We start from the raw sequence: 20,535 nt of genomic DNA on the forward strand, positions 1-20,535 counted from the left end.
TGCCCGGGTCGGTTGGTACCGCCTGAACCCTTCGCGGGGGACGGGAGTGGGAACGCCGGCTGGGGGGCGCGGATGGGTTCGGACACACTGTTGGGTCCTGAGGAAACGGACATTGGTGGGCCCGCTGTGGCGGGCTTGCTGTCTGTTTGACCTCGTGCGGGACCAGCCTCCTGTCATACCAGCTCGCCTTTGGTGGGTGTTGGTGGTGGGGTGGGTGTGGTTGCTGTTTGTTGTTTGAGATTTGCATAGTGGACGCGAGCATCTTTGTGGCCAAGTTTTTTAGGGCACACGGTGGATGCCTTGGCATCAGGAGCCGATGAAGGACGTGGGAGGCTGCGTTAAGCCCCGGGGAGTCGCCAACCTGACTTTGATCCGGGGATGTCCGAATGGGGAAACCTAGCACCAGTCATGTGGTGTTGCCTCCGCCTGAATGTATAGGGCGGTTGGTGGTAACGCGGGGAAGTGAAACATCTCAGTACCCGTAGGAAGAGAAAACAAATTAGTGATTCCGTGAGTAGTGGTGAGCGAAAGCGGAAGAGGCTAAACCGTATGCGTGTGATAGCCGGCAGGCGTTGCGTGTGCGGGGTTGTGGGACCCTCTGATGGTTTCTGCCGAGACTGTAGACAGTGAGAAATCGATGGGATAGTCGAAGTTTCTGGGAAGTTGCGCCGTAGACCGTGAGAGCCGGGTAGGCGAAATCTTGTCGACTGTTTGAGGGGATCCCAAGTAGCACGGGGCCCGAGAAATCCTGTGTGAATCTGCCAGGACCACCTGGTAAGCCTAAATACTCCCTGATGACCGATAGTGAACAAGTACCGTGAGGGAAAGGTGAAAAGCGCCCCGGTGAGGGGTCGTGAAATAGTACCTGAAACCGTGTGCCTACAAGCCGTAGGAGCGTAGACGTTTTCGGATGTCTGTGATGTGACTGCGTGCCTTTTGAAGAATGAGCCTGCGAGTTATGGTGTGTGGCGAGGTTAACCCGTGTGGGGTAGCCGTAGCGAAAGCGAGTCTGAATAGGGCGTTGTTAGTCGCATGCTGTAGACCCGAAGCGGAGTGATCTAGGCATGGGCAGGTTGAAGCGCGGGTAAGACCGCGTGGAGGACCGAACCCACCAGGGTTGAAAACCTGGGGGATGACCTGTGTTTAGGGGTGAAAGGCCAATCAAACTCCGTGATAGCTGGTTCTCCCCGAAATGCATTTAGGTGCAGCGTTACGTGTTTCTTGCCGGAGGTAGAGCACTGGATGGCTAATGGGCCCGACAAGGTTACTGACGTCAGCCAAACTCCGAATGCCGGTAAGTGAGAGCGTAGCAGTGAGACTGCGGGGGATAAGCTCCGTAGTCGAGAGGGAAACAGCCCAGACCACCGACTAAGGCCCCTAAGCGTGTGCTAAGTGGGAAAGGATGTGGAGTCGCAGTGACAACCAGGAGGTTGGCTTAGAAGCAGCCACCCTTGAAAGAGTGCGTAATAGCTCACTGGTCAAGTGATTCCGCGCCGACAATGTAGCGGGGCTCAAGTACACCGCCGAAGTCGTGGCATTCACACGTTAGCCGAGCCTTTGTGGTTTAGGTGTGTGGATGGGTAGGGGAGCGTCGTGCAGCCGGCGAAGCAGCAGAGTGATCTAGTTGTGGAGGCTGTGCGAGTGAGAATGCAGGCATGAGTAGCGAATCAGAAGTGAGAAACTTCTGCGCCGGATGACCAAGGGTTCCTGGGCCAGGCTAATCCGCCCAGGGTAAGTCGGGACCTAAGGCGAGGCCGACAGGCGTAGTCGATGGACAACGGGTTGATATTCCCGTACCCGCTATGGTGCGCCAATACTGAATCCAGTGATACTAAGGGTCCTTAACCCCCTAACGCCCTTCGGGGTGTGGGTGAGGGTGAACGCCTGGCCTGATCTGGTAGTAGGTAAGCGATGGGGTGACGCAGGAAGGTAGTCCAGCCCAGGCGATGGTAGTCCTGGGGTAAGCGTGTAGGGCGTGTCGTAGGCAAATCCGCGGCACATTGAGCCTGAGACGTGATGCCGAGCCGATTGTGGCGAAGTGGGTGATCCTATGCTGCCGAGAAAAGCCTCTAGTGAGTGCCGTGGCGGCCCGTACCCCAAACCGACTCAGGTGGTCAGGTAGAGAATACTAAGGCGATCGGGTGAACTGTGGTTAAGGAACTCGGCAAATTGCCCCCGTAACTTCGGGAGAAGGGGGCCTTCGCTGGTGATCAGACTTGCTCTGTGAGCTGGTGGGGGTCGCAGAGGCCAGGGGGAAGCGACTGTTTACTAAAAACACAGGTCCGTGCGAAGTCGTAAGACGATGTATACGGACTGACGCCTGCCCGGTGCTGGAACGTTAAGGGGACCGGTTAGTCGCACGTGTGTGGCGAAGCTGAGAACTTAAGCGCCAGTAAACGGCGGTGGTAACTATAACCATCCTAAGGTAGCGAAATTCCTTGTCGGGTAAGTTCCGACCTGCACGAATGGCGTAACGACTTCCCCGCTGTCTCAACCGCAGACCCGGCGAAATTGCACTACGAGTAAAGATGCTCGTTACGCGCAGCAGGACGGAAAGACCCCGGGACCTTCACTATAGCTTGACATTGGCGTTTGGAACGTCTTGTGTAGGATAGGTGGGAGACGGTGAAGCTGTCACGCTAGTGGTGGTGGAGTCATTGGTGAAATACCACTCTGGTCGTTTTGAACGTCTAACTTCGGTCCGTGATCCGGATCAGGGACAGTGTCTGGTGGGTAGTTTAACTGGGGCGGTTGCCTCCTAAAGAGTAACGGAGGCGCCCAAAGGTTCCCTCAGCCTGGTTGGTAATCAGGTGTCGAGTGTAAGTGCACAAGGGAGCTTGACTGTGAGACCGACGGGTCGAGCAGGAGCGAAAGCTGGGACTAGTGATCCGGCGGTGGCTTGTGGAAGCGCCGTCGCTCAACGGCTAAAAGGTACCCCGGGGATAACAGGCTGATCTTCCCCAAGAGTCCATATCGACGGGATGGTTTGGCACCTCGATGTCGGCTCGTCGCATCCTGGGGCTGGAGTAGGTCCCAAGGGTTGGGCTGTTCGCCCATTAAAGCGGTACGCGAGCTGGGTTTAGAACGTCGCGAGACAGTTCGGTCCCTATCCGCTGCGCGCGCAGGAGACTTGAAAGGAGCTGTCCCTAGTACGAGAGGACCGGGACGGACGAACCTCTGGTGTGCCAGTTGTTCCGCCAGGAGCACGGCTGGTTGGCTACGTTCGGAAGGGATAACCGCTGAAAGCATCTAAGCGGGAAGCTCGCCTTGAGATGAGGTCTCCCACCACGAGAGTGGGTAAGGCTCCCAATAGACGATTGGGTTGATAGGCCGGAGGTGGAAGCACGGTAACGTGTGGAGCTGACCGGTACTAATAGGCCGAGGACTTGACCACAAAGCATTCTTGCTCGCGTCCACTATGTAATTCTGAGACAGCAGACACGTTCTCGTGTTTGACAGTTTCATAGAGTTACGGCGGTTATGGCGAAGGGGAAACACCCGGTTACATTCCGAACCCGGAAGTTAAGCTCTTCAGCGCCGATGGTACTGCACCGGGGACGGTGTGGGAGAGTAGGTCGCCGCCGGACAATTTTTTGTCGCAGTTGAGGCCATCCCGGTTGGGGTGGCCTTTTCTGTTTTCCCGGGCCCCGTCACCTTCCCCCGGCCGTTTCCCGAGCAGGTCACGTTTCCCGGACTTCCCCCTAGCGCTTTTTCCCCGGGGGTTGCCTCCACTGGAAACCCCGTTCCCGGGAGCTTCCTCCATCAGGGCCCTGGCGGCGCGGCTCAGGACATCGATTCAGGACATCAGATATGGAGTTCGCCTGAGAGCACGGTCACCGCGTGTCCGGCCAGATCGACTCGATCGTCTCGCATGGTCGTGTGTATTACGCCGCCCCGAGAGGAGAGCTGGGCTCCGACAAGGGAATCCGAGCCGAGCTTGCCGCTCCAGTAAGGAGCCAGAGAGCAGTGGGCGGATCCGGTCACCGGGTCCTCGGGGACACCCACCCTGGGGGCGAAGAACCGTGAGACGTAGTCGACACCCGGGCGCGACGCCCGAGCCGTTACGATCACTCCTCGCGCGTCCACCTTCTCCAGGGCGAGGAAATCAGGGGACAGGCCGAGCACGGTCTCTTCGGACTCCACCTCCAGGAGGTAGTCCCACACGTTCTTGCCGACCCAGAGCAGATCGACCCCGAGTGCCTCCGTCAGACCGTCCGGCGGGCTCACCTCTTCGAGAGTGCCGACCGGGAAGTTCATGGTGATCAGACCCGTTCCGTCCCTGGTCACAGTGAGGATCCCGCTTTTTGTTGAGAATTCAAGGGTTTCGGGGGCTGATCCTGTGGAATAGAGGACATGCGCTGCGGCCAAGGTCGCGTGCCCGCACAGGGCCACCTCGACCGCCGGCGTGAACCAACGGAGCGAATACGGCTTGCCGTCTTCTCCTTCCAGCAGGAAGGCCGTCTCGGAGTGCTTCATCTCCGCTGCGACGGACTGCATCCAGGCATCTGTAGCCGGATTGTCGAGTATGCAGACCCCCGCAGGGTTACCCTTGGAAAACTGATCAGTAAATGAATCGACCACATAGATGCGCATGGCGTAATTTTACACATTACGAATATCCAGCTGAAAGCGGGTATGGGAGGGCGCCAGGCAAACCGGTGCACTAGCCGTACAAAGTAGGAATAAGCGTTGGGCGTGTCGCACGGCGAACCTCAATTCGTCGGTTACCGTCCAAGGTGGAGGACAAGCCGGCTGCGGCGTGGTCCTGAAGAAAGGACAAGCCGATGGGGGCAGTGCGCAAGGTGGCGACCTACCTTGGCCTGGGTGGAGCAGAGGATTACGACGAGTCCTATGAGTATGAGGACGGCGTCGAGGGTGAGGATGAGGACTGGCAGCCGGCTTCGGAGCGCGCGGCCAAGCGCTGGCGTTCGATGAGCGAGCCGTCGCGGATCGTGATGCTGACGCCGAGGAAGTACAACGACGCTCCGATCATCGGACGGCACTTCCGCGAGGGCCAGACCGTCATCATGGACGTCAACGTCATGAGCACCGCCGAAGCCACACGGATGGTCGACTTCGCCGCAGGCCTTGCCTATGGCTGTGAGGGCCGCATCGAGCGCATCGCGGAGAAGGTGTTCCTGCTGGCCCCCGCCGACGTGGAGATCACGAACGGCTGATCCGGCAGCGCTTGGAACGGTCTTTTCGCCCCGCAGCCCCGCAATCCGTAGCCCTGCGGTCCTGCGACTCCGTGGTCCCGCAACCCCGTGGTCCCGAGACTCCGCAGCCCGCAGTCCTGCGACCCCGCACCCCGCGGTTTCATCGGCCCCCGGCTATCTGGCGCGGGGGCCTCTGCGTAGCAACCGGATCAGTTCGGCCAGATCGGAGGCCGCGGTCTGGGTGCGCTTCTCGCTCTCGCGAGCGTATTCGTGCAGGGCCCACACGGCGCCATCGGCCAACTCCCGCAGCTCGGCCAGTTGCGCGGTGACGTATTCGGCGTCCGCCCGTTCGTCTCTGCGCCGTTGCCAGAGCCGGTAGCCTCCCGCCGCAGCCAGGACCAGTGCGAGCACCGCGAGTGGCAGCGTCATCGGGGTGACGAGCGCGACCACCAGCGTCACCATACCGAGGGCGAGCAGCCCGTAGGCGAGCCAGGGGCGGCCGCGGACGGGCACACCTTCGACGGAGATGTGCTCTTCGGCCGCCGCCATGGACTCGGGGTCCGGGCCTTCGGGGCGGAGCACCACTCGGTGCCCGAGCAGCGGCATGGTGACGGACTCCGGCGGGTCGACCTCGGTGGCCCGTGCGAGGTTCTCCGCGGCGGCACGTACGGCAGGCGCGGCCATGTGCAGCGCGATGCCGGCGAGGTGGGGGTCGGAACCCGGATGCAGGTCGGTGAGCAGGTAGCCGGTGAGCGCGTTCATGGGGCCTTCGGGCCCCCCGGAGCCGATCAGATGGCGCAGCACCGTCAGCGGCTCGCCTTCGATCCACACGCTGGCCGGCTTGCCCGCATGGTTGGCGATCTTCCCGCCGGTCCCCTCCCGCACCGAGGTGATCTCGACGCAGCGGCCGAGCAGGCGAGACAGCTGGTCGGCCGCCTGGACGGGCTCGGCCAGCTCGGGAAGCTCGGCGAGCTCGGGGAAGTCGACCAGCGAAGGTGGGATGACCAGCACCGGCTCATGCGGGATCAACGCGCTCAGCCAACGGTCGGGGCCGACCTCCGTCTGCGCGGCAACCGAGTCGAGCTTGCGGAGTACGAAGATCTTTCCGGCGGGGCCGTACGCCCCTCTGGCGGCGGCGAGCCAGAGTGCCCGCTGCCCGTGGGTCACCGGCCGATCCGCGGTCAGCTCGCCGAAGGCGATGCCCAGCCATGAGGCGTGGATGGCCTCGCCCTGACCCGAGACCGCAAGGGCGAGACAGAGGAAGAGGGCGGTCCGCTGCTCGTCGAGCTGGGCGGCACGGCCGAGGGGCTCCAGCGCGTCTTCACCGCGCATGACCAGCTCAAGGGCCTCGACTGCCGGAGCCAGCCAGTAGTCGGTCACGTCCGAGAGATCCGGGGGCGCCGTGGAGGGGGACTCGTCGGCGGCCAGGCCGGCCAGGAGTGCTTCGGCGTAGCGGTGCAACTCCGTCCCGATGTACTGGCTCGCGGTCAGGTCGGTGCTCAAGGCAGAGAACTCTCCGAAGTTGTGACCGGTGACCGCGTCAGCGTAGTGCGCCTCGGTCATGCCCGCCGGGAGGCGCGCCGAACCTAACTTTGCCGGATGATCACCTCGATTTGGTGAATCAAGGCGATCATCCGGTAGATAGCTCACATGCGTTCGGGGACCGGGACGCCGAGCAGACCCAGGCCGGTCTCCATCACACGCAGGGTGAGCCCGCACAGGGCGAGCCGGGAGGCGCGTGTGGCCGGGTCGACGTCGTCCTTCAGAACGGGACAGTTCTCGAAGAACGTGGTGAAGGCGCTCGCGGTGTCGAAGAGATAGGCGGCGAGCTTGTGCGGCATCGACCCCTCCGCCATCTCCTCCACCGCCCGGGCGAACCCGAGGAGTTGCAGGGCCAGGGCGCGCTCGGCCGGATGACCGAGGACGATCGGGCCGGTCGCCTCGGCGGGGATGACCCCGCCCCTGCGGAAGATGGAGCGGATGCGGGCCTGGGCGTACTGCAGGTAGGGGCCGGTGTTGCCGGTCAGGGCGAGCATGCGGTCGAAGTCGAAGACGTACTCGCTGTCGTGGCTGACGGACAGGTCGGCGTACTTGACCGCGCCCATGCCGACGGCGTGGGCGATCTCCACGCGCTCGGCCTCGTCGTAGTCACTGTCGCGGATCACCCCGGCGGCCCGCGACTCGGCCTCGTCGAGGAGGTCCAGCAGCTTGATCGACTCACCGCTCCGGGTTTTGAACATCTTGCCGTCGCTGCCCAGCACGCTGCCGATCTGGACGTGCTCGGCGCTGACGTGGTCGGGCAGCCAGCCGGCCATCCTGGCGGAGTCGAACAGCATCGACATGTGCAGGGCCTGGGTCGCCCCGATGACGTAGAGGATCCGGTCGGCTTTCAGGTCCTGGACCCGGTAGCGGATGGTGGCCATGTCGGTGGTGGCGTAGCCGTACCCGCCGTCGCTCTTGCGGATCATGAAGGGGAGCGGCTGGCCCTCGCGGCCGGTGTAGCCGGGAGGGAAGACGCAGAGAGCCCCTTCGCTGACGACGGCGATCCCGCGCTCCTGCAGCTCGTCGCAGACCTGGGCGAGCATGTGGTTGTACATGCTCTCGCCGGCGATGTCGTCGTCGGTCAGCCCCACGCCGAGCTGGGCGTAGACCTTGTTGAAGTAGCGGACCGTGGCGTCCATGAAGATGTGCCACAGGCGCATGGTCTCCGGCTCCTCGGCCTGGAGCGTCACCACCCGTGCGCGGGCGCGGCTGTTGAACTCCGGGTCGCTGTCGAACTTCGCCCGGGCGGCCTGGTAGTAGGCGTTGCCCTCGCCGGCTTCGAGTTGGGCGACGGCGGCCGGCTCGCCGATGTCCAGCAGGTGCTCGATGAGCATGCCGAACGGGGTGCCCCAGTCACCCAGGTGGTTCTGCCGGATGACCCTGTTGCCGAGGTGCTCGTGGACCCGGACCAGGGCGTCGCCGACGATGGTCGTGCGCAGATGGCCGACGTGCATCTCCTTGGCCGCGTTGGGCGCGGAGTAGTCGACGACGATGGTCTGCGGCGAGTCGGACAGGGCGACGCCGCTGCGCGGGTCGGCCAGGACCTCGGCGGCCTGGGCGGCGATCCACGCGTCGGAGAGCGTGAGGTTCAGGAAGCCCGGACCGCTGACCTCGACCGTGCCGGGGAAGGGCTCACCGGGTGCGCCCGCGGCCTCCCCGGTGAGGTGGGCGGCGATCTCCTGGGCGACCTCCCGCGGGGCTCGGCGCAGTCGCTTGCTCAGGCTCATCGCCACGTTCGCCTGGTAGTCGGCGAACTGCGAGGGACGGATCAGCGGGTCTGCGTCGGAGAACTCCGCACCGAAGGCGGCGGCCAGCGCCTGCTGGACGCGCTCGGTCAGTGCGAGCTGCGGGTCGGTCATAACCCAAGGATATCGGTTGGCCGCTCCTGACCCGGCGAATTGTCGTGTGATCGGACGATCGTGAAACGACCGTCAGAGCCACGCGCAGATCGGCGAAATCATGGTCGGCCCCGTGTCGCCTGTTCGGTGACCTCCGCAGGGGCCGGCTCCGTGCCGTCGCCTCAGTGGCCTGCTCCCGCTCCGCCGACTGCTCCACGCGTCCTCCGGAGTCTCGTGTGGGTCTCCTCATCTCCTATGGAGGGTCACCAGAGGCGGTGTGGCCGGTGGGCGGCGCCGAGACGCTCGCCGATGCGGGCGACCACGCCCTGCCGGGCCAGTCTGGCGGCCAGGACGCAGGCGGCGCTCACCCCTTTGGCCTGGGAGGAGCCATGGGCGATGACCACGGTGCCGTTCAGGCCGAGCAGTACGGCTCCGCCGTGGACCTCGGGATCCAGCCGCCGGCTGAGATCTCTGAGGCGTTTCCTCTGCAGCAGTCCGCCCAGCCGGGCCGCGCGGCTCTCGTTGATGGTCTCGCGGAGTTCGGCGAAGGCGTAGCGGACGCTGCCCTCCATGGTCTTGAGGGCCACATTGCCGGTGAAGCCGTCGGCGACGATGACGTCCACGGCCCCGGTGAGCAGATCGTGTCCCTCGACGTTGCCGGCGAACCTCAGGCCGGGGGCGGCCGACAGCAGTTCGTGGGCCCGCTTCACGAGCTTGTTGCCCTTCTCGGGTTCGCTGCCGATGGTCAGCAGGCCGATCCCGGGATCCTCGATCTCCAGGACGGTCTCCGCGTAGGCCGCGCCGAGATGTGCGAACTGCACCAGCATCTCCGGTTTCACCTCGGCGTTCGCTCCCGCGTCCAGCAGGACGGTGGGGGTGGGGCGGGTCGGCAGGGCGACGGTGAGCGCAGGCCGGAGCACTCCGTTCTGGCTGCGGAGCCGGAGCTTGCCGGTGGCCACGATCCCGGCGGTGGATCCGGCGGACACCACGGCCGAGGCGTCGCCGCGCCGTACGAGGTGGCAGGCGATGGCGATGCTGGAGCGCGGACGGCGGAGACTGGCGAGGGCGCCCTCGTCCATGGCCAGGGCCTCCTCGGCCCGGATGATCGGGATTTCGGTGAGCGCGTCGTGCAGGGAGAGCGCCTCCATCAGGGGGCGGGGCTCACCCACGAGGACGACGGGGATTCCGTGTTCCCGCACCGCCTGTACGGCTCCCGCCACGATCTCCTCGGGGGCGTGGTCTCCGCCCATCGCGTCCAGGGCGATCGGCAGAGAGGCCGGCATGGGGCTGGGAATGTCGGTGTCAGGCAAGCGGTCACCTCGTGCGGGATGGTTTGTCCGCATCGTAGGTGGGGCGGGCGGTAGGTGGGGCACCCGGGTCGATCAGGGCTTGTCGGGGAGATTCCAGTCGCTTCTCTCCCGCGCGACGACGACCTTTCCGAAGGTGACCCGGCCGATGACCCGGATGACGGGGCCGCTTTCGTCACCGAGACCGCCGGAGATGTGTCTCTTGGCGAACAGCGCGCCGACCTCGTCGATGACATGGGCGTTCCCGGGCACCCTGACGATCAGCTTGCCGCAGTAGGAGTTGACCTCAAGGGTGATCTCACGGCCGGGGAGAACCGCGTCGGACAGGTCGACGATCAACGCGCCGAACGTGGCGTTCAGTGTGGTGTGACGTCCGGCGATCCACCGTCCGCCCCGGACCACCTTGCTGAAGACGGCGCTGACCTCCTGGCGGACGGTGGCGGGCCCGTTCCCGGTGACGGTGACGTCGGGAAGGTCGGCGGTGATCGGGGCCAACTGGTCCACGGTCACGGAGTCGTACGTCGCCTGCAGCCGGTCGGCGTGTTCGAGGCTGGTCAGTCGGCCGGTGGCGAGGGCTTCGGCCAGCACGGACGCCACGCGGTCACGGTCGGCGTCGGACGCACGCAGGGCCGGTGCGTAGCGGCTCGGCAGCGGGAGGTCGGCAGGGGTCATGACATGGATTGTACGACTAAACGAGATATATCGCGATATTAACTTTACCTGCGAACTTCCTGTGAAGTGGAACCGGTCATGGGTGTGATTACGTCCGGTATATAAGCGCAACAGACGCGCGACCGGCTTGAGAGGTTTACACGAAGACCGACAAAAAACGGAGGAAAGGCTTAGTGATCTTGAAGGAAGGCTCTACGCGCGGGTTTCGGGCTTACGGTGCCAAGCATCTCGACGACCTGCTGCGACGGGGCGGCCTCGGAGACGACGAGCGGCTCCGGATCAGAGCGGTGGCGACCGTGCTGCCCTTCCGCACCAACGCGTACGTGGTGGACCAGCTCATCGACTGGTCGGCCATACCTGATGACCCCATATATCGTCTGGTCTTCCCTCAGGCGGACATGCTGCCCGAGGCGGACGTCACCAGACTCGCAGGTCTTCTGAGCACGGGTGCTCCGAACGCGCAGATTCAGTCGGCGGCACACGAGATCAGGATGCGGCTCAACCCGCACCCCGCCGGTCAGCTCGACCTCAACGTCCCCCGTGTCGGCGCGGAGCCGATGCCCGGCATGCAGCACAAGTATGCCGAGACCGTTCTCTTCTTCCCCAAACAGGGGCAGACCTGTCACGCCTACTGCACCTACTGCTTCCGGTGGGCGCAGTTCATCGGAGAGCCCGACCTGAAGTTCGCCTCCGACGACGTCGACAACCTCGTCGGCTATCTGAAGAACCACCCCCAGGTGACCAGCGTGCTGTTCACCGGCGGCGATCCCATGATCATGAGCGAGTCCGTGCTCCGCCGTTACCTGGAGCCGCTGCTCGAGTTGGAGCAGATCGAGTCCATCCGCATCGGCACCAAGTCACTGGCCTACTGGCCGCAGCGGTTCGTCTCCGACCCTGACGCGAACGACACGTTGCGCCTGTTCGCCTCCGTGGTGGACGCGGGTAAGAACCTGGCCTTCATGGCGCACTTCTCCCACCCGAGGGAGATGGAATCCCCCATCGCCGAGGCCGCTGTGGCCGGGATCCTCGCCACCGGTGCGGTGATCCGGACCCAGGCGCCGCTGATCAGGTCCATCAACGACGATCCCGCGATCTGGTCGGACATGTGGCGCAGGCAACTCACCATGGGCATGGTGCCCTACTACATGTTCGTCGAGAGGGACACCGGGCCCCAGGACTACTTCGCGGTCCCCCTCGCCCGGGCCTACGAGATCTTCAGGGACGCCTACGCGGGCGTATCGGGGCTGTGCCGCACGGTGCGGGGCCCCTCCATGTCGGCCACTCCCGGCAAGGTGTGCGTGGACGGCGTCGCGGAGATCGCCGGACAGAAGGTCTTCGTGCTCCACCTCATCCAGGCACGCGACTCCGAACTGGTCGGCCGCCCCTTCTTCGCGCGCTACGACCCCCAGGCGGTGTGGCTCACCGATCTGCGGCCGGCGTTCGCCGACCGCTTCCCCTTCGATCCCCCGGCGACCTCCGAACCGTTCGTCCCCTTCGAGACGGCGATGGCCTCCCAGCGACTGTCCGCCTGATCCGTCGGGTCAAGCGGGCATCTCGCAACCGGAAAATCTGATGTCCCGGACCGGGGATTCTCTTTCCCGCTTCTTTTCCGGTTTTCCGTCTCAAGAATCGCCGGGATGTGCTCACAGCCGTCACGGCTTTGCGGCATAAGGCTCGCTGGATCGTCATTCCTCATAGGACTATTTCCAGATTTATCTGCTGCGCCGGGCGGTCTCATGACCCGCCCGGCGCAGTCTTGTTGGGGCTCCAGACTTGGCCCGCACCGCCAATTCGATCACCGGTTGCCAGCCCGGGCACTGCTCGGAACGGTGATACAAATGCCGATGCAGTTTCCGGCCGGTGCTTTCCGTGCAGCCATCTCAACCGCGCCTGCCGGTAAAAAAGGTCCCAGGCCTGCTTTTTTCTGACCTTCCAAGAAATCAAGTGGGCCGACTACAAGCTGGAGGCAATCATGAAGCGAGTCATCAAGTCGGCCGTGGCCGTAGCGGCGTTCGGTCTCGCGGCGGCGGTCTCTGCTCCCGCGCAGGCGGAGACGTACGACATCTTCGACTCCCAGAACGGGAGCGGTCCGATCGGAGAGCTCACCGGTGGGGTGCTCGACGTCTACGACGTGACGCTCCTGCAGGGCGGCCAGGGCATGCAGACCGGTTCGATGTTCGGCCGTCAACTGCTGAGCAGCCTGCGCGACGATCCCGCCCTCGTCGCCCCGACGTCCGACACCCCGGTGGTTCCTACGGCTGACGCCCCGGTGACCCCCGCCGCCGACGTCCCCGCCCAGGACGCTCTGCTGCCCGAGGCTCCTGAGGCCCCCCAGGACCCCACCGGTGATGTCAGCAGCCTGACCACCACGATCACGCAGAGCGTCGACACCGCGGCGGACCAGGTCATCCCGCAGCCCGACGCCCTCGCCCCTCTGACGGGCGTCCTGACCCCGGCCGTTGAGGTCGCTCCGGCTACCGAGGCCGCTCCGGTGGCTGAGGATGCTGCCCCGACCGCCGAGGCCGCCCCTGCTGCTGAGGTTGCTCCGGCTGCCGAGGCTGCCACCCCTGCTGAGGCCGCTCCGACCGCTGAGGTTGCTCCGGTGACTGAGGCCGCCGCTCCGATCGCTGAGGTTGCTCCGGCGGAGGCTGCTCCGGCGGAGGCTGCTCCGGCCGCCGAGGCCGCCCCGGCTGCTGAGGCCGATGCTCCGACCGCTGAGGTTGCCCCGATCGCTGAGGTTGCCCCGGTCGCTGAGGCCGATGCTCCGATCGCCGAGGCCGCCCCTGCTGCTGAGGCTGCTCCGGCTGCCGAGGCTGCCACCCCTGCCGAGGCCGCTCCGACCGCCGAGGTTGCTCCGGCTGAGGCCGCCGCTCCGGCCGCTGAGGTCGCCCCGGTGACTGAGGCCGCCGCCCCGACCGCTGAAGTTGCTCCGGCGGAGGCTGCTCCGGCCGCCGAGGCCGCCCCGGCTGCTGAGGCCGTTGCCCCGATCGCTGAGGTTGCCCCGATCGCCGAGGCCGCCGCTCCGGCCGCCGAGGCTGCTGCTCCGGCCGCGGATGTCGCCATGAGCATCACCAAGATCGCCGCCGAGTAATCACGGCAAGGCGGAGAATCGCCGTGACGGCGGACGGTCGCGGCGACGCGGAGGCGCGGAGCCTCGGTGAGATGGGATATTCGCCGTGACGCCGGGTATTCGCGGCAGAAGAGACCGGCCGGTGCGCACCGGCCGGTCTCTTCTGTCTGTCAGAGGCCAGGTCTCCGCACGGAGGTGCGCCGGGCGATCTGAGCCTGAAGTCTGGCCATCTGCCAGTGCAGCTCGATGAGCTGCTCGACCAGCTGGAGGCGGGGAATCTCGGACGGGTCCTCGGTGGCCAGGTGGTCGATCGCCGTCGACAGCTCTCGCATCGCGCGCCCCCACTCCATGACGGCTTCTTTCGAATCGAAACAACGTTCGAATCATAGCGGAACGCCGATCACGGTGTCAGCGGATTGCCGCTGTGGGCCCCCAAGCCACAGATCGCCCCATGTGCCTCAGGTTTCGTACACCGGGGCGATGTATCCGCGGGCCAGGGTGTGGGCGGTGATGTTGAAGCCCACCACGGCCGGCGGGGTGTCGGCGCTCACATCGAGCTTCTCCACGTCGAGGGCGTGCACGGCGAAGAGATAGCGGTGCGGCCAGCCGGGCGGCGGGGCGGCGCCCCCGTAGGCGTTGATGCTGTAGTCGTTGCGGCCGTGCACGCCGAAACGGGAGTCGGCGCCACCTGCTCCGGCGGGCAGCTCGGTCACGTCGGCGGGGATGTCGAACAGCAGCCAGTGCCAGAATCCGCTGCCGGTGGGGGCGTCGGGGTCGTAGCACGTCACCGCGTAGCCGAGGGTGCCCTCGGGCGCCCCCGACCAGCGCAGGTGCGGGGAGACGTTCTGCCCGGTGGCTCCCCAGCCGTCGAACACCTGGGTCTCGGACATGGTCTCGCCGTCACGGACGTCGTCGCTCTCGACGGTCAGCGCCGGAACCTGGGGCAGGAAGTCGTAGGGAATCGGTGGCCGTGGGGACACGGTTCATCTCCAATGGGAACGGCTTGTCGGTCGCTCCCATCCTGCCCCGCCGCCGCTCGTTCTGGCGTCGGCTCGCCGCCTCAGACGTTGTTGTAGGCGGCGATCACCGTTTTCGGGTCGCCGTCCATTTTGATCTTGCCCTTGTGCAGCCAGATCACCCGGTTGCAGGTCTCCTCGATCACGTCGAGGTTGTGCGCGACCAGGAAGACCGTGCCGGCCTCGTCGCGCATCTTCTTGATCCGCTCCTGGCTTTTGCGCTTGAAGTCGCGGTCGCCGGTCGCCAGTGCCTCGTCGATGAGGAGCACGTCGTGGGCCTTGGCCGAGGCGATGGCGAAGCGGAGGCGGGCGCCCATGCCGGAGGAGTAGGTGGACATGGGGAACTGCACGAACTCGCCGATGCCGGAGAAGTCGACGATCTCCTCGTACTTCTCCTTCACCTGCTTGGGGTTCATGCCCATCGCGTAGCAGCCGAGCACGATGTTGCGCTCGCCGGTGAGCTCGCGCATCAGCGCGGCGTTGACGCCGAGCAGGGAGGGCTGACCGTCGGTGTAGACCGCGCCCGAGTGCGGCGGCAGGAGCCCGGCGATGGCGCGCAGCAGGGTGGACTTGCCGGAGCCGTTGCGGCCGATGACACCGATGGCGTCACCGTGCTGAGCCACGAAGGAGACGCCGCGGACGGCGTGGACCTCCTTCATCTGCGGCCGGCCCTGGCGCTTGACCAGGCGCATGAGGGCGTTGACCGCGTTGCCCTTCTCGGCCTCGGTGGCCGCGCCGTATACGCGGTAGATGATGTGCAGGTCGTCCACGATGACCGTCGGAGTGCCCGTACGGCTGTCGCCGACGGGGTCCGGGTTGGGGTGCACCCTGACGTCCGTGCTCGGGACGCCGGGTTCCTCAGCCTTCACTTGGGGCAGCTCCTCGGTCAACTCAGCCACGGCCGTACTTCTCCTCGGCTCGCCAGAAGTACCAGAAGCCGCCGATCAGGGCGAACACTGCCCAGAATATGCAGACAGACCAAACCCACGTCGATGGCTGCACGTCATGCGACTGCATGAGCAGATCGCGCATCAGCTCGATGTAGGCGGCGGCGGGATTGGCATACATGAGGTCGGCGACCCACTGGGGCAGGTGGGCCTGTACGACGATCTTGTCCTGGATCGAGAAGAAGACGCCGGAGGCGTAGAGCCAGGTGCGCGTGATGAACGGCAGGAGCTGGTTCAGGTCGCGGGCGGTGGCGCCGACGCGGGCCAGCACCAGGCTGGCGCCGATGTTGAACATCGTCTGCAGCAGCAGGGCGACCGGGACCAGCAGCCAGAACCAGGTGATCGGCTCGCCGATGACCAGCACCAGCACGGCCAGCACGCCCATCGAGATCAGGAGCTGCTGGAACTCCTGGATCGTGTAGGCGAGCGGGAGCGCCGCGCGGGGGAAGTGCAGCGCGCGGATCATCGACAGGTTGCCGGAGATCGCCTTGGCGCCGCTGCTCACCGAGCGCTGGGTGTAGGTGAAGACGAACATCCCGGTGATGAGGAACGCGGGATAGTGCTCGATGCCCTTGCTCGCGCCGAGGATCAGGCCGAACATCAGGAAGTAGATGGCCGCGTTGAGCAGCGGGGTCAGGACCTGCCAGAGCTGGCCCATTGCCGAGTTGCTGTACTTCGAGACGTTGCGCGAGGTGGCGTAGGTCATGACGAAGTGCCGTCGTTCCCACAGCTGGCGCAGGTAGACGGGCAGACTGGGGCGTGCGATGGCACGCCGAAGTCCGTAACGCTCGGCGAGCTTGGCCAGCGGCTCTTGCCCCTTGTCTGGGGTGCCGTTATTCGGGCCGCCCGCCTGGGCGTCCGCGATCGCGGATTCCGGCTGGCTCATGGCAAGGACTCTATTGGATGCGAGTGGTTGAAGTGCCTCCGGCGGTGCTCCGCCGCACACATTGGACGGGATCTCCACAGAAGAGGTTCCAGGGCAATTGTGTGGTCCGTCAGCGAACCTCCGGTCCTGCCGCGCCCGGGTCAACATTAGCCCAGGTGAGAGCCATCTGTGGGCAACAGGACGCGAGCACCGCAGGTGGAAGGGTATTTTGACGTGACCGTTCACGCCCTACATAGACCTCTATGTCCGCTTGTTGCCCTTCTGGGGGATTGGGGCGGCCGAGTTGGTAGACGTACTGCGCCTGACCGGCACATGCGTGACCGAACCGCAACATCACGGAGACGTTTCGATGTGGAGCGGTGCGGGATAGTCGCGTCCGACTGGTGTGGCGTCGGCACCTTGGCCGGGACGGTGAGGCTGGGGACCGCGACCTCCTCCCTTGGCTGTCCAGGTTCGGGAATTTTATTGGCGACGTCCACCTGTAAAGGGAGGAATTACCACAATGCGCGTTACCAACAGCGCACGGATCATCGCCGGCACCGCACTGCTCGCTCTCGGGCTGGCCGCGTGCGGCGGCGAGAGTTCCACGGACGGAGGGACGGCGGCGGCCGGCCAGCCCGTGCGCATGGAGCTCGGTGAGCCGCAGAAACTCTTCTATCCCGGGGACACCACCGAGTCCGAGGGCGCCGAGGTGTTGGGTGCCGTCTTCGCTCCGCTGGTGAGATACGACGAGAACAAGCAGGTCGTCAACGACGTCGCCGAGTCGATCAAGTCGACCGACAACAAGGTCTGGACGATCGAACTCAAGCCGGGCTACACCTGGCAGGACAGCGCCGGCACGGCGCTGACCGCGCAGAACTACGTCGACGCGTGGAACTACTCCGCCAACCAGGACAACGTCCAGGGCGCCAACGGCTTCTTCAGCCGCATCGAGGGCTGGGCCGACCTGAACCCGGGCGAGGGCAAGACCGTCTCCACCAAGGAGATGAAGGGCCTGAAGGTCGTCGACGACACCACCTTCAAGGTCACCCTGACCGAGCCGTTCTCGCAGTTCAAGACCATGCTGGGCTACACGGCGTTCTACCCGCTGCCCAAGGCCGCCTTCGGTGACGACGGGAAGGTCACCGAGGCGTACGCCAAGCAGCCGATCGGGCAGGGCTACTTCAAGATGGACGCGCCCTACAACAAGGGCACCTCCCAGACGATCGACCTGACCCGGTACGACAAGTTCCCCGGAGAGAAGCCGAAGTTCGACAAGCTGCAGTTCAAGCTCTACACGAGCGCCGAGACGGCGTTCAACGACCTGCGCGCGGGCAACCTGGACATCCACGACTCGCTGCCCCCGTCGGCGGTCGCCAGCGCCAAGGCCGAGCTCGGTGAGCGCTACATCGACCAGGCGGACGCCGGTGTCGGCTACATCGGCTTCCCCCTGCAGTACAACAAGATCTACTCGGACATCAGGATCCGTGAGGCCATCTCCATGGCCATCGACCGCAAGACGATCGCCGACACGGTCTTCTCGGGCACCCGCGCCCCGGCCGACGACTTCATCAACCCGCTGCTCGACGGCTACCGCCAGGGTGCCTGCGCGGTCTGCACCTACGACCCCGCCAAGGCCAAGGCGCAGTACGCCGAAGCAGGCGGCCCGAAGACGCTGGAGCTGGGCTACAACTCCGACGGTCCGCACAAGGAGTGGATCGAGGCCGTCGCCAACAACCTCCGCGCCAACCTCGACGTCCAGGTCTCGGTGAAGCCGTTCGAGAAGTTCGCCTCGATCCTCGACGAGCTCGACGACAAGACCTACGGCGGCATGTTCCGCATGGGCTGGGCGATCGACTACCCGTCCGCGGAGAACTACCTGACCCCGGTCTTCTCCACCATCGCGATCAAGACCGGTTCCAACTACGCCGGCTGGTCGAACAAGGAGTTCGACGGTCTCCTGGCGAAGGGCGACGCCGCCAAGACGCAGAAGGACGGTCTGCAGTTCTACCAGCAGGCCGACGACCTCCTGATCAAGGAGATGCCCTATGTCCCGGTGTACTTCTACCGGATCAACGCGGCCTTCTCCCAGCATGTCAAGGGCGTTAAGATCAACCTCCTCAACCAGGTCGAGTGGACCAAGGTCGAGAAGGTCGCCTGACGGACGGCTGCGGGCCGAGCGCATGCCGCCCGGCCCCATGAACCGCCTCGGGCGGCCCCCGCACCGCACACCCCCACCGGTTGCGCGGGGCTGCTCCCAGGGCATGTACGGGAGGCTTGCATGAGCCGATACATCATCAGGCGCCTTATCCAGGCGATACCTGTTCTGCTGGGCGCGACCCTGCTCATCTACGCCATCGTCTTCGCGCTGCCCGGCGATCCCATCGCGGCGCTGATGGGCGAGAAGCGGATGGACCCCAACCTCGTGGCCATCATGCGGGAGCAGTACCACCTGAACGACCCGTTCCTGGTGCAGTACTGGTACTACCTCACGGGCCTGTTCGGTGGCGACCTCGGCACCACCTACGCCGGGGTCCCGGTCACCGACCTCATGGCCGGCAAGTTCCAGGTGACCCTCAACCTGGCCCTGACGGCGCTGGTCATGGAGGCGGTCATCGGAGTCGGCCTCGGCCTCTACGCGGCGCTGCGGCACGGCAAGGTCCAGGACTCGCTGGTCCTGGCGGCCACGCTGGTGCTGATCTCCGTGCCCACGCTGGTCACCGGCTTCGTGCTCCAGTTGCTCCTGGGAGTGAAGCTGGGCGTCGACTTCTTCCCCGTGGCGGGGGTGGCCGAGGGCTGGCGCAGCTACCTGCTGCCCGGCTTCGTGCTCGCCGGGGTGTCGATCGCCTATCTCACCCGGCTCACCCGGACCAGTCTCGTGGAGACCCTGCGTGCCGACTACATCCGTACCGCGGTGGCCAAGGGCCTGCCCCGGCGCAGGGTCGTCGGCCGGCACGCGCTGCGCAACGCGCTGATCCCGCTGATCACCTATCTGGGCGCCGACCTCGGCACGCTGATGGGCGGTGCGGTGATCATTGAGACGATCTTCAACCTGCCGGGCATCGGCCAGCAGCTGTTCAGCTCGGTCTCCTCGCGCGAGCAGTCCGTGGTCGTCGGCATCGTGACCGTGCTTGTGCTGATATATATCCTGGCGAACCTGGTCGTCGACCTGCTCTACGCCGTGCTCGACCCGAGGATCCGCTATGAGTGACACCCTCGCCTCGCCCGCCGGGCGGGCCAGGCACGGCAGGAGGGCCAGGCCCGAGAAGGCCGCGAGCCTGTGGGGCGACGCCTGGCACGACCTGCGCCGCCGCCCGCTCTTCATCGGCTCCGCCGTGCTCATCGGGGTCTTTCTCGTCATGGCGGCGCTTCCCTGGCTCTTCACCTCGGTGGATCCCTCCGTCGCCGCGAACTGCCGGCTCGCCGACGCCCGCACGGGAATGAGCGGCGCCCACTGGTTCGGCACCGACAACCTCGGCTGCGACGTCTACGCCCGCACGGTCTACGGTGCCCGCAACTCGATCCTGGTCGGGCTGACGACCACCGTCGTCACCGCGGTGGTCGGCGGCCTGCTCGGTCTCGTCGCGGGGTTCAAGGGCGGCGCGGTGGACACCGTGTTCTCCCGGATCACCGAGATCTTCTTCGCGATCCCGTCGGTCCTCGGCGCCCTGCTCATCCTGGCCGTCTTCCGCACCGGCAACATCTGGACCGTCATGCTGGCGCTGGCCGTACTGGCCTGGCCGATGACCTTCCGCATCATGCGGGCCGCGGTGATCACCGCCAAGGGCCAGGACTACGTGCTCGCGGCCCGGGCGCTCGGCGCCTCCGCACCCCGGATCATGTTCCGGCACATCCTGCCGAACGCGCTCGCGCCCGTGATCGTGGTCGCCACGATCAACCTGGGGACCTTCATCGCCGCCGAGGCCGGCCTGTCGTTCCTCGGCGTGGGCCTGCGCTCTCCGGACATCTCCTGGGGACTCATGATCGCCGATGCCCGTGAGCGCTTCCTGGAGGCTCCGGCGCCGCTGCTCTTCCCGGCACTGTTCCTGAGCCTGACCGTGCTGGCCTTCATCATGCTGGGCGACGCGGTCCGCGACGCCCTCGACCCGAAGCTGCGGTAGG

At 65.5% G+C, this 20,535-nt stretch carries 15 protein-coding genes and 2 rRNA genes; 8 read left to right on the forward strand and 9 right to left on the reverse strand.

The features are described from left to right. Positions 1 to 268: 268 nt before the first annotated feature. Positions 269 to 3,394 (forward strand): 23S ribosomal RNA (locus tag OHA77_RS23110). Between the two features lie 76 nt (positions 3,395 to 3,470). After that, positions 3,471 to 3,587, forward strand: a 5S ribosomal RNA gene (rrf, locus tag OHA77_RS23115). 217 nt (positions 3,588 to 3,804) lie between these two features. Here rrf and OHA77_RS23120 read toward each other — a convergent pair. After that, on the reverse strand, positions 3,805 to 4,593 hold the full coding sequence (locus OHA77_RS23120) for a PhzF family phenazine biosynthesis protein (RefSeq protein ID WP_406311601.1): 789 nt from the start codon (positions 4,591 to 4,593) through the stop codon (positions 3,805 to 3,807). A gap of 191 nt (positions 4,594 to 4,784) precedes the next feature. Here OHA77_RS23120 and OHA77_RS23125 point away from each other — a divergent pair, with 191 nt between their 5' ends. Beyond that, positions 4,785 to 5,177, forward strand: a complete 393-nt coding sequence (locus OHA77_RS23125; protein WP_326826191.1) for a cell division protein SepF — start codon at positions 4,785 to 4,787, stop codon at positions 5,175 to 5,177. A gap of 153 nt (positions 5,178 to 5,330) precedes the next feature. Here the strand turns inward: OHA77_RS23125 and OHA77_RS23130 are convergent, their stop codons facing one another. From OHA77_RS23130 to OHA77_RS23145, 4 genes are all read right to left on the reverse strand, one after another. After that, positions 5,331 to 6,659 (reverse strand): hypothetical protein, encoded by a 1,329-nt coding sequence (locus OHA77_RS23130; RefSeq protein ID WP_406311602.1) that lies wholly within the window; start codon positions 6,657 to 6,659, stop codon positions 5,331 to 5,333. 143 nt (positions 6,660 to 6,802) lie between these two features. Next, complete coding sequence (gene argS, locus OHA77_RS23135) at positions 6,803 to 8,557, reverse strand: arginine--tRNA ligase (protein ID WP_406311603.1); 1,755 nt, start codon at positions 8,555 to 8,557, stop codon at positions 6,803 to 6,805. 242 nt (positions 8,558 to 8,799) lie between these two features. Beyond that, positions 8,800 to 9,819, reverse strand: a complete 1,020-nt coding sequence (plsX, locus tag OHA77_RS23140) for a phosphate acyltransferase PlsX (RefSeq protein ID WP_326826939.1) — start codon at positions 9,817 to 9,819, stop codon at positions 8,800 to 8,802. A gap of 99 nt (positions 9,820 to 9,918) precedes the next feature. Next, on the reverse strand, positions 9,919 to 10,515 hold the full coding sequence (locus OHA77_RS23145) for a DUF1707 domain-containing protein (RefSeq protein ID WP_326826188.1): 597 nt from the start codon (positions 10,513 to 10,515) through the stop codon (positions 9,919 to 9,921). A 173-nt stretch (positions 10,516 to 10,688) separates the two neighbouring features. Here OHA77_RS23145 and OHA77_RS23150 point away from each other — a divergent pair, with 173 nt between their 5' ends. Further along, positions 10,689 to 12,047: a KamA family radical SAM protein gene (locus OHA77_RS23150; RefSeq protein WP_406311604.1), complete on the forward strand. Its 1,359-nt coding sequence runs from the start codon at positions 10,689 to 10,691 to the stop codon at positions 12,045 to 12,047. 440 nt (positions 12,048 to 12,487) lie between these two features. Beyond that, positions 12,488 to 13,606 carry a hypothetical protein gene (locus tag OHA77_RS23155; protein ID WP_406311605.1) on the forward strand — a complete coding sequence of 373 codons (1,119 nt, stop codon included), beginning with the start codon at positions 12,488 to 12,490 and terminating at the stop codon, positions 13,604 to 13,606. 149 nt (positions 13,607 to 13,755) lie between these two features. On the opposite strand, the gene OHA77_RS23160 is transcribed toward OHA77_RS23155, so the two are convergent. From OHA77_RS23160 to OHA77_RS23175, 4 genes are all read right to left on the reverse strand, one after another. Continuing rightward, positions 13,756 to 13,935 (reverse strand): hypothetical protein, encoded by a 180-nt coding sequence (locus OHA77_RS23160; protein WP_326826185.1) that lies wholly within the window; start codon positions 13,933 to 13,935, stop codon positions 13,756 to 13,758. Positions 13,936 to 14,043: 108 nt separating this feature from the next. Beyond that, positions 14,044 to 14,565: a YbhB/YbcL family Raf kinase inhibitor-like protein gene (locus OHA77_RS23165; protein ID WP_406311606.1), complete on the reverse strand. Its 522-nt coding sequence runs from the start codon at positions 14,563 to 14,565 to the stop codon at positions 14,044 to 14,046. A gap of 80 nt (positions 14,566 to 14,645) precedes the next feature. After that, on the reverse strand, positions 14,646 to 15,500 hold the full coding sequence (locus OHA77_RS23170; protein ID WP_326826183.1) for an ABC transporter ATP-binding protein: 855 nt from the start codon (positions 15,498 to 15,500) through the stop codon (positions 14,646 to 14,648). Next, positions 15,493 to 16,434, reverse strand: coding sequence for an ABC transporter permease (locus tag OHA77_RS23175; protein WP_326826182.1), 942 nt, complete (start codon positions 16,432 to 16,434; stop codon positions 15,493 to 15,495). Before OHA77_RS23175 ends, OHA77_RS23170 begins: the two co-directional genes overlap by 8 nt. A gap of 502 nt (positions 16,435 to 16,936) precedes the next feature. Between OHA77_RS23175 and OHA77_RS23180 the strand changes: the two genes are divergently transcribed. From OHA77_RS23180 to OHA77_RS23190, 3 genes are all read left to right on the forward strand, one after another. Next, complete coding sequence (locus OHA77_RS23180; protein ID WP_406311607.1) at positions 16,937 to 18,574, forward strand: ABC transporter substrate-binding protein; 1,638 nt, start codon at positions 16,937 to 16,939, stop codon at positions 18,572 to 18,574. A 120-nt stretch (positions 18,575 to 18,694) separates the two neighbouring features. Beyond that, positions 18,695 to 19,624, forward strand: a complete 930-nt coding sequence (locus OHA77_RS23185) for an ABC transporter permease (protein WP_406311608.1) — start codon at positions 18,695 to 18,697, stop codon at positions 19,622 to 19,624. Continuing rightward, positions 19,617 to 20,534, forward strand: a complete 918-nt coding sequence (locus tag OHA77_RS23190) for an ABC transporter permease (RefSeq protein WP_406311609.1) — start codon at positions 19,617 to 19,619, stop codon at positions 20,532 to 20,534. Before OHA77_RS23185 ends, OHA77_RS23190 begins: the two co-directional genes overlap by 8 nt. Position 20,535: the final 1 nt, after the last annotated feature.

Origin of the sequence: Streptosporangium sp. NBC_01639 (assembly GCF_045209755.1) — a bacterium.
In the GTDB taxonomy this organism is placed as follows: Bacteria; Actinomycetota; Actinomycetes; order Streptosporangiales; family Streptosporangiaceae; genus Streptosporangium.

Bases quoted from the DNA above. Each gene is read 5' to 3' on its own strand.
- OHA77_RS23120 (WP_406311601.1), bottom strand. From the start codon at position 4,593: ATGCGCATCTATGTGGTCGATTCATTTACTGATCAGTTTTCCAAGGGT.
- OHA77_RS23125 (WP_326826191.1), top strand. From the start codon at position 4,785: ATGGGGGCAGTGCGCAAGGTGGCGACCTACCTTGGCCTGGGTGGAGCA.
- argS (WP_406311603.1), bottom strand. From the start codon at position 8,557: ATGACCGACCCGCAGCTCGCACTGACCGAGCGCGTCCAGCAGGCGCTG.
- plsX (WP_326826939.1), bottom strand. From the start codon at position 9,819: ATGCCGGCCTCTCTGCCGATCGCCCTGGACGCGATGGGCGGAGACCAC.
- OHA77_RS23145 (WP_326826188.1), bottom strand. From the start codon at position 10,515: ATGACCCCTGCCGACCTCCCGCTGCCGAGCCGCTACGCACCGGCCCTG.
- OHA77_RS23155 (WP_406311605.1), top strand. From the start codon at position 12,488: ATGAAGCGAGTCATCAAGTCGGCCGTGGCCGTAGCGGCGTTCGGTCTC.
- OHA77_RS23160 (WP_326826185.1), bottom strand. From the start codon at position 13,935: ATGGAGTGGGGGCGCGCGATGCGAGAGCTGTCGACGGCGATCGACCAC.
- OHA77_RS23175 (WP_326826182.1), bottom strand. From the start codon at position 16,434: ATGAGCCAGCCGGAATCCGCGATCGCGGACGCCCAGGCGGGCGGCCCG.
- OHA77_RS23180 (WP_406311607.1), top strand. From the start codon at position 16,937: ATGCGCGTTACCAACAGCGCACGGATCATCGCCGGCACCGCACTGCTC.
- OHA77_RS23185 (WP_406311608.1), top strand. From the start codon at position 18,695: ATGAGCCGATACATCATCAGGCGCCTTATCCAGGCGATACCTGTTCTG.
- OHA77_RS23190 (WP_406311609.1), top strand. From the start codon at position 19,617: ATGAGTGACACCCTCGCCTCGCCCGCCGGGCGGGCCAGGCACGGCAGG.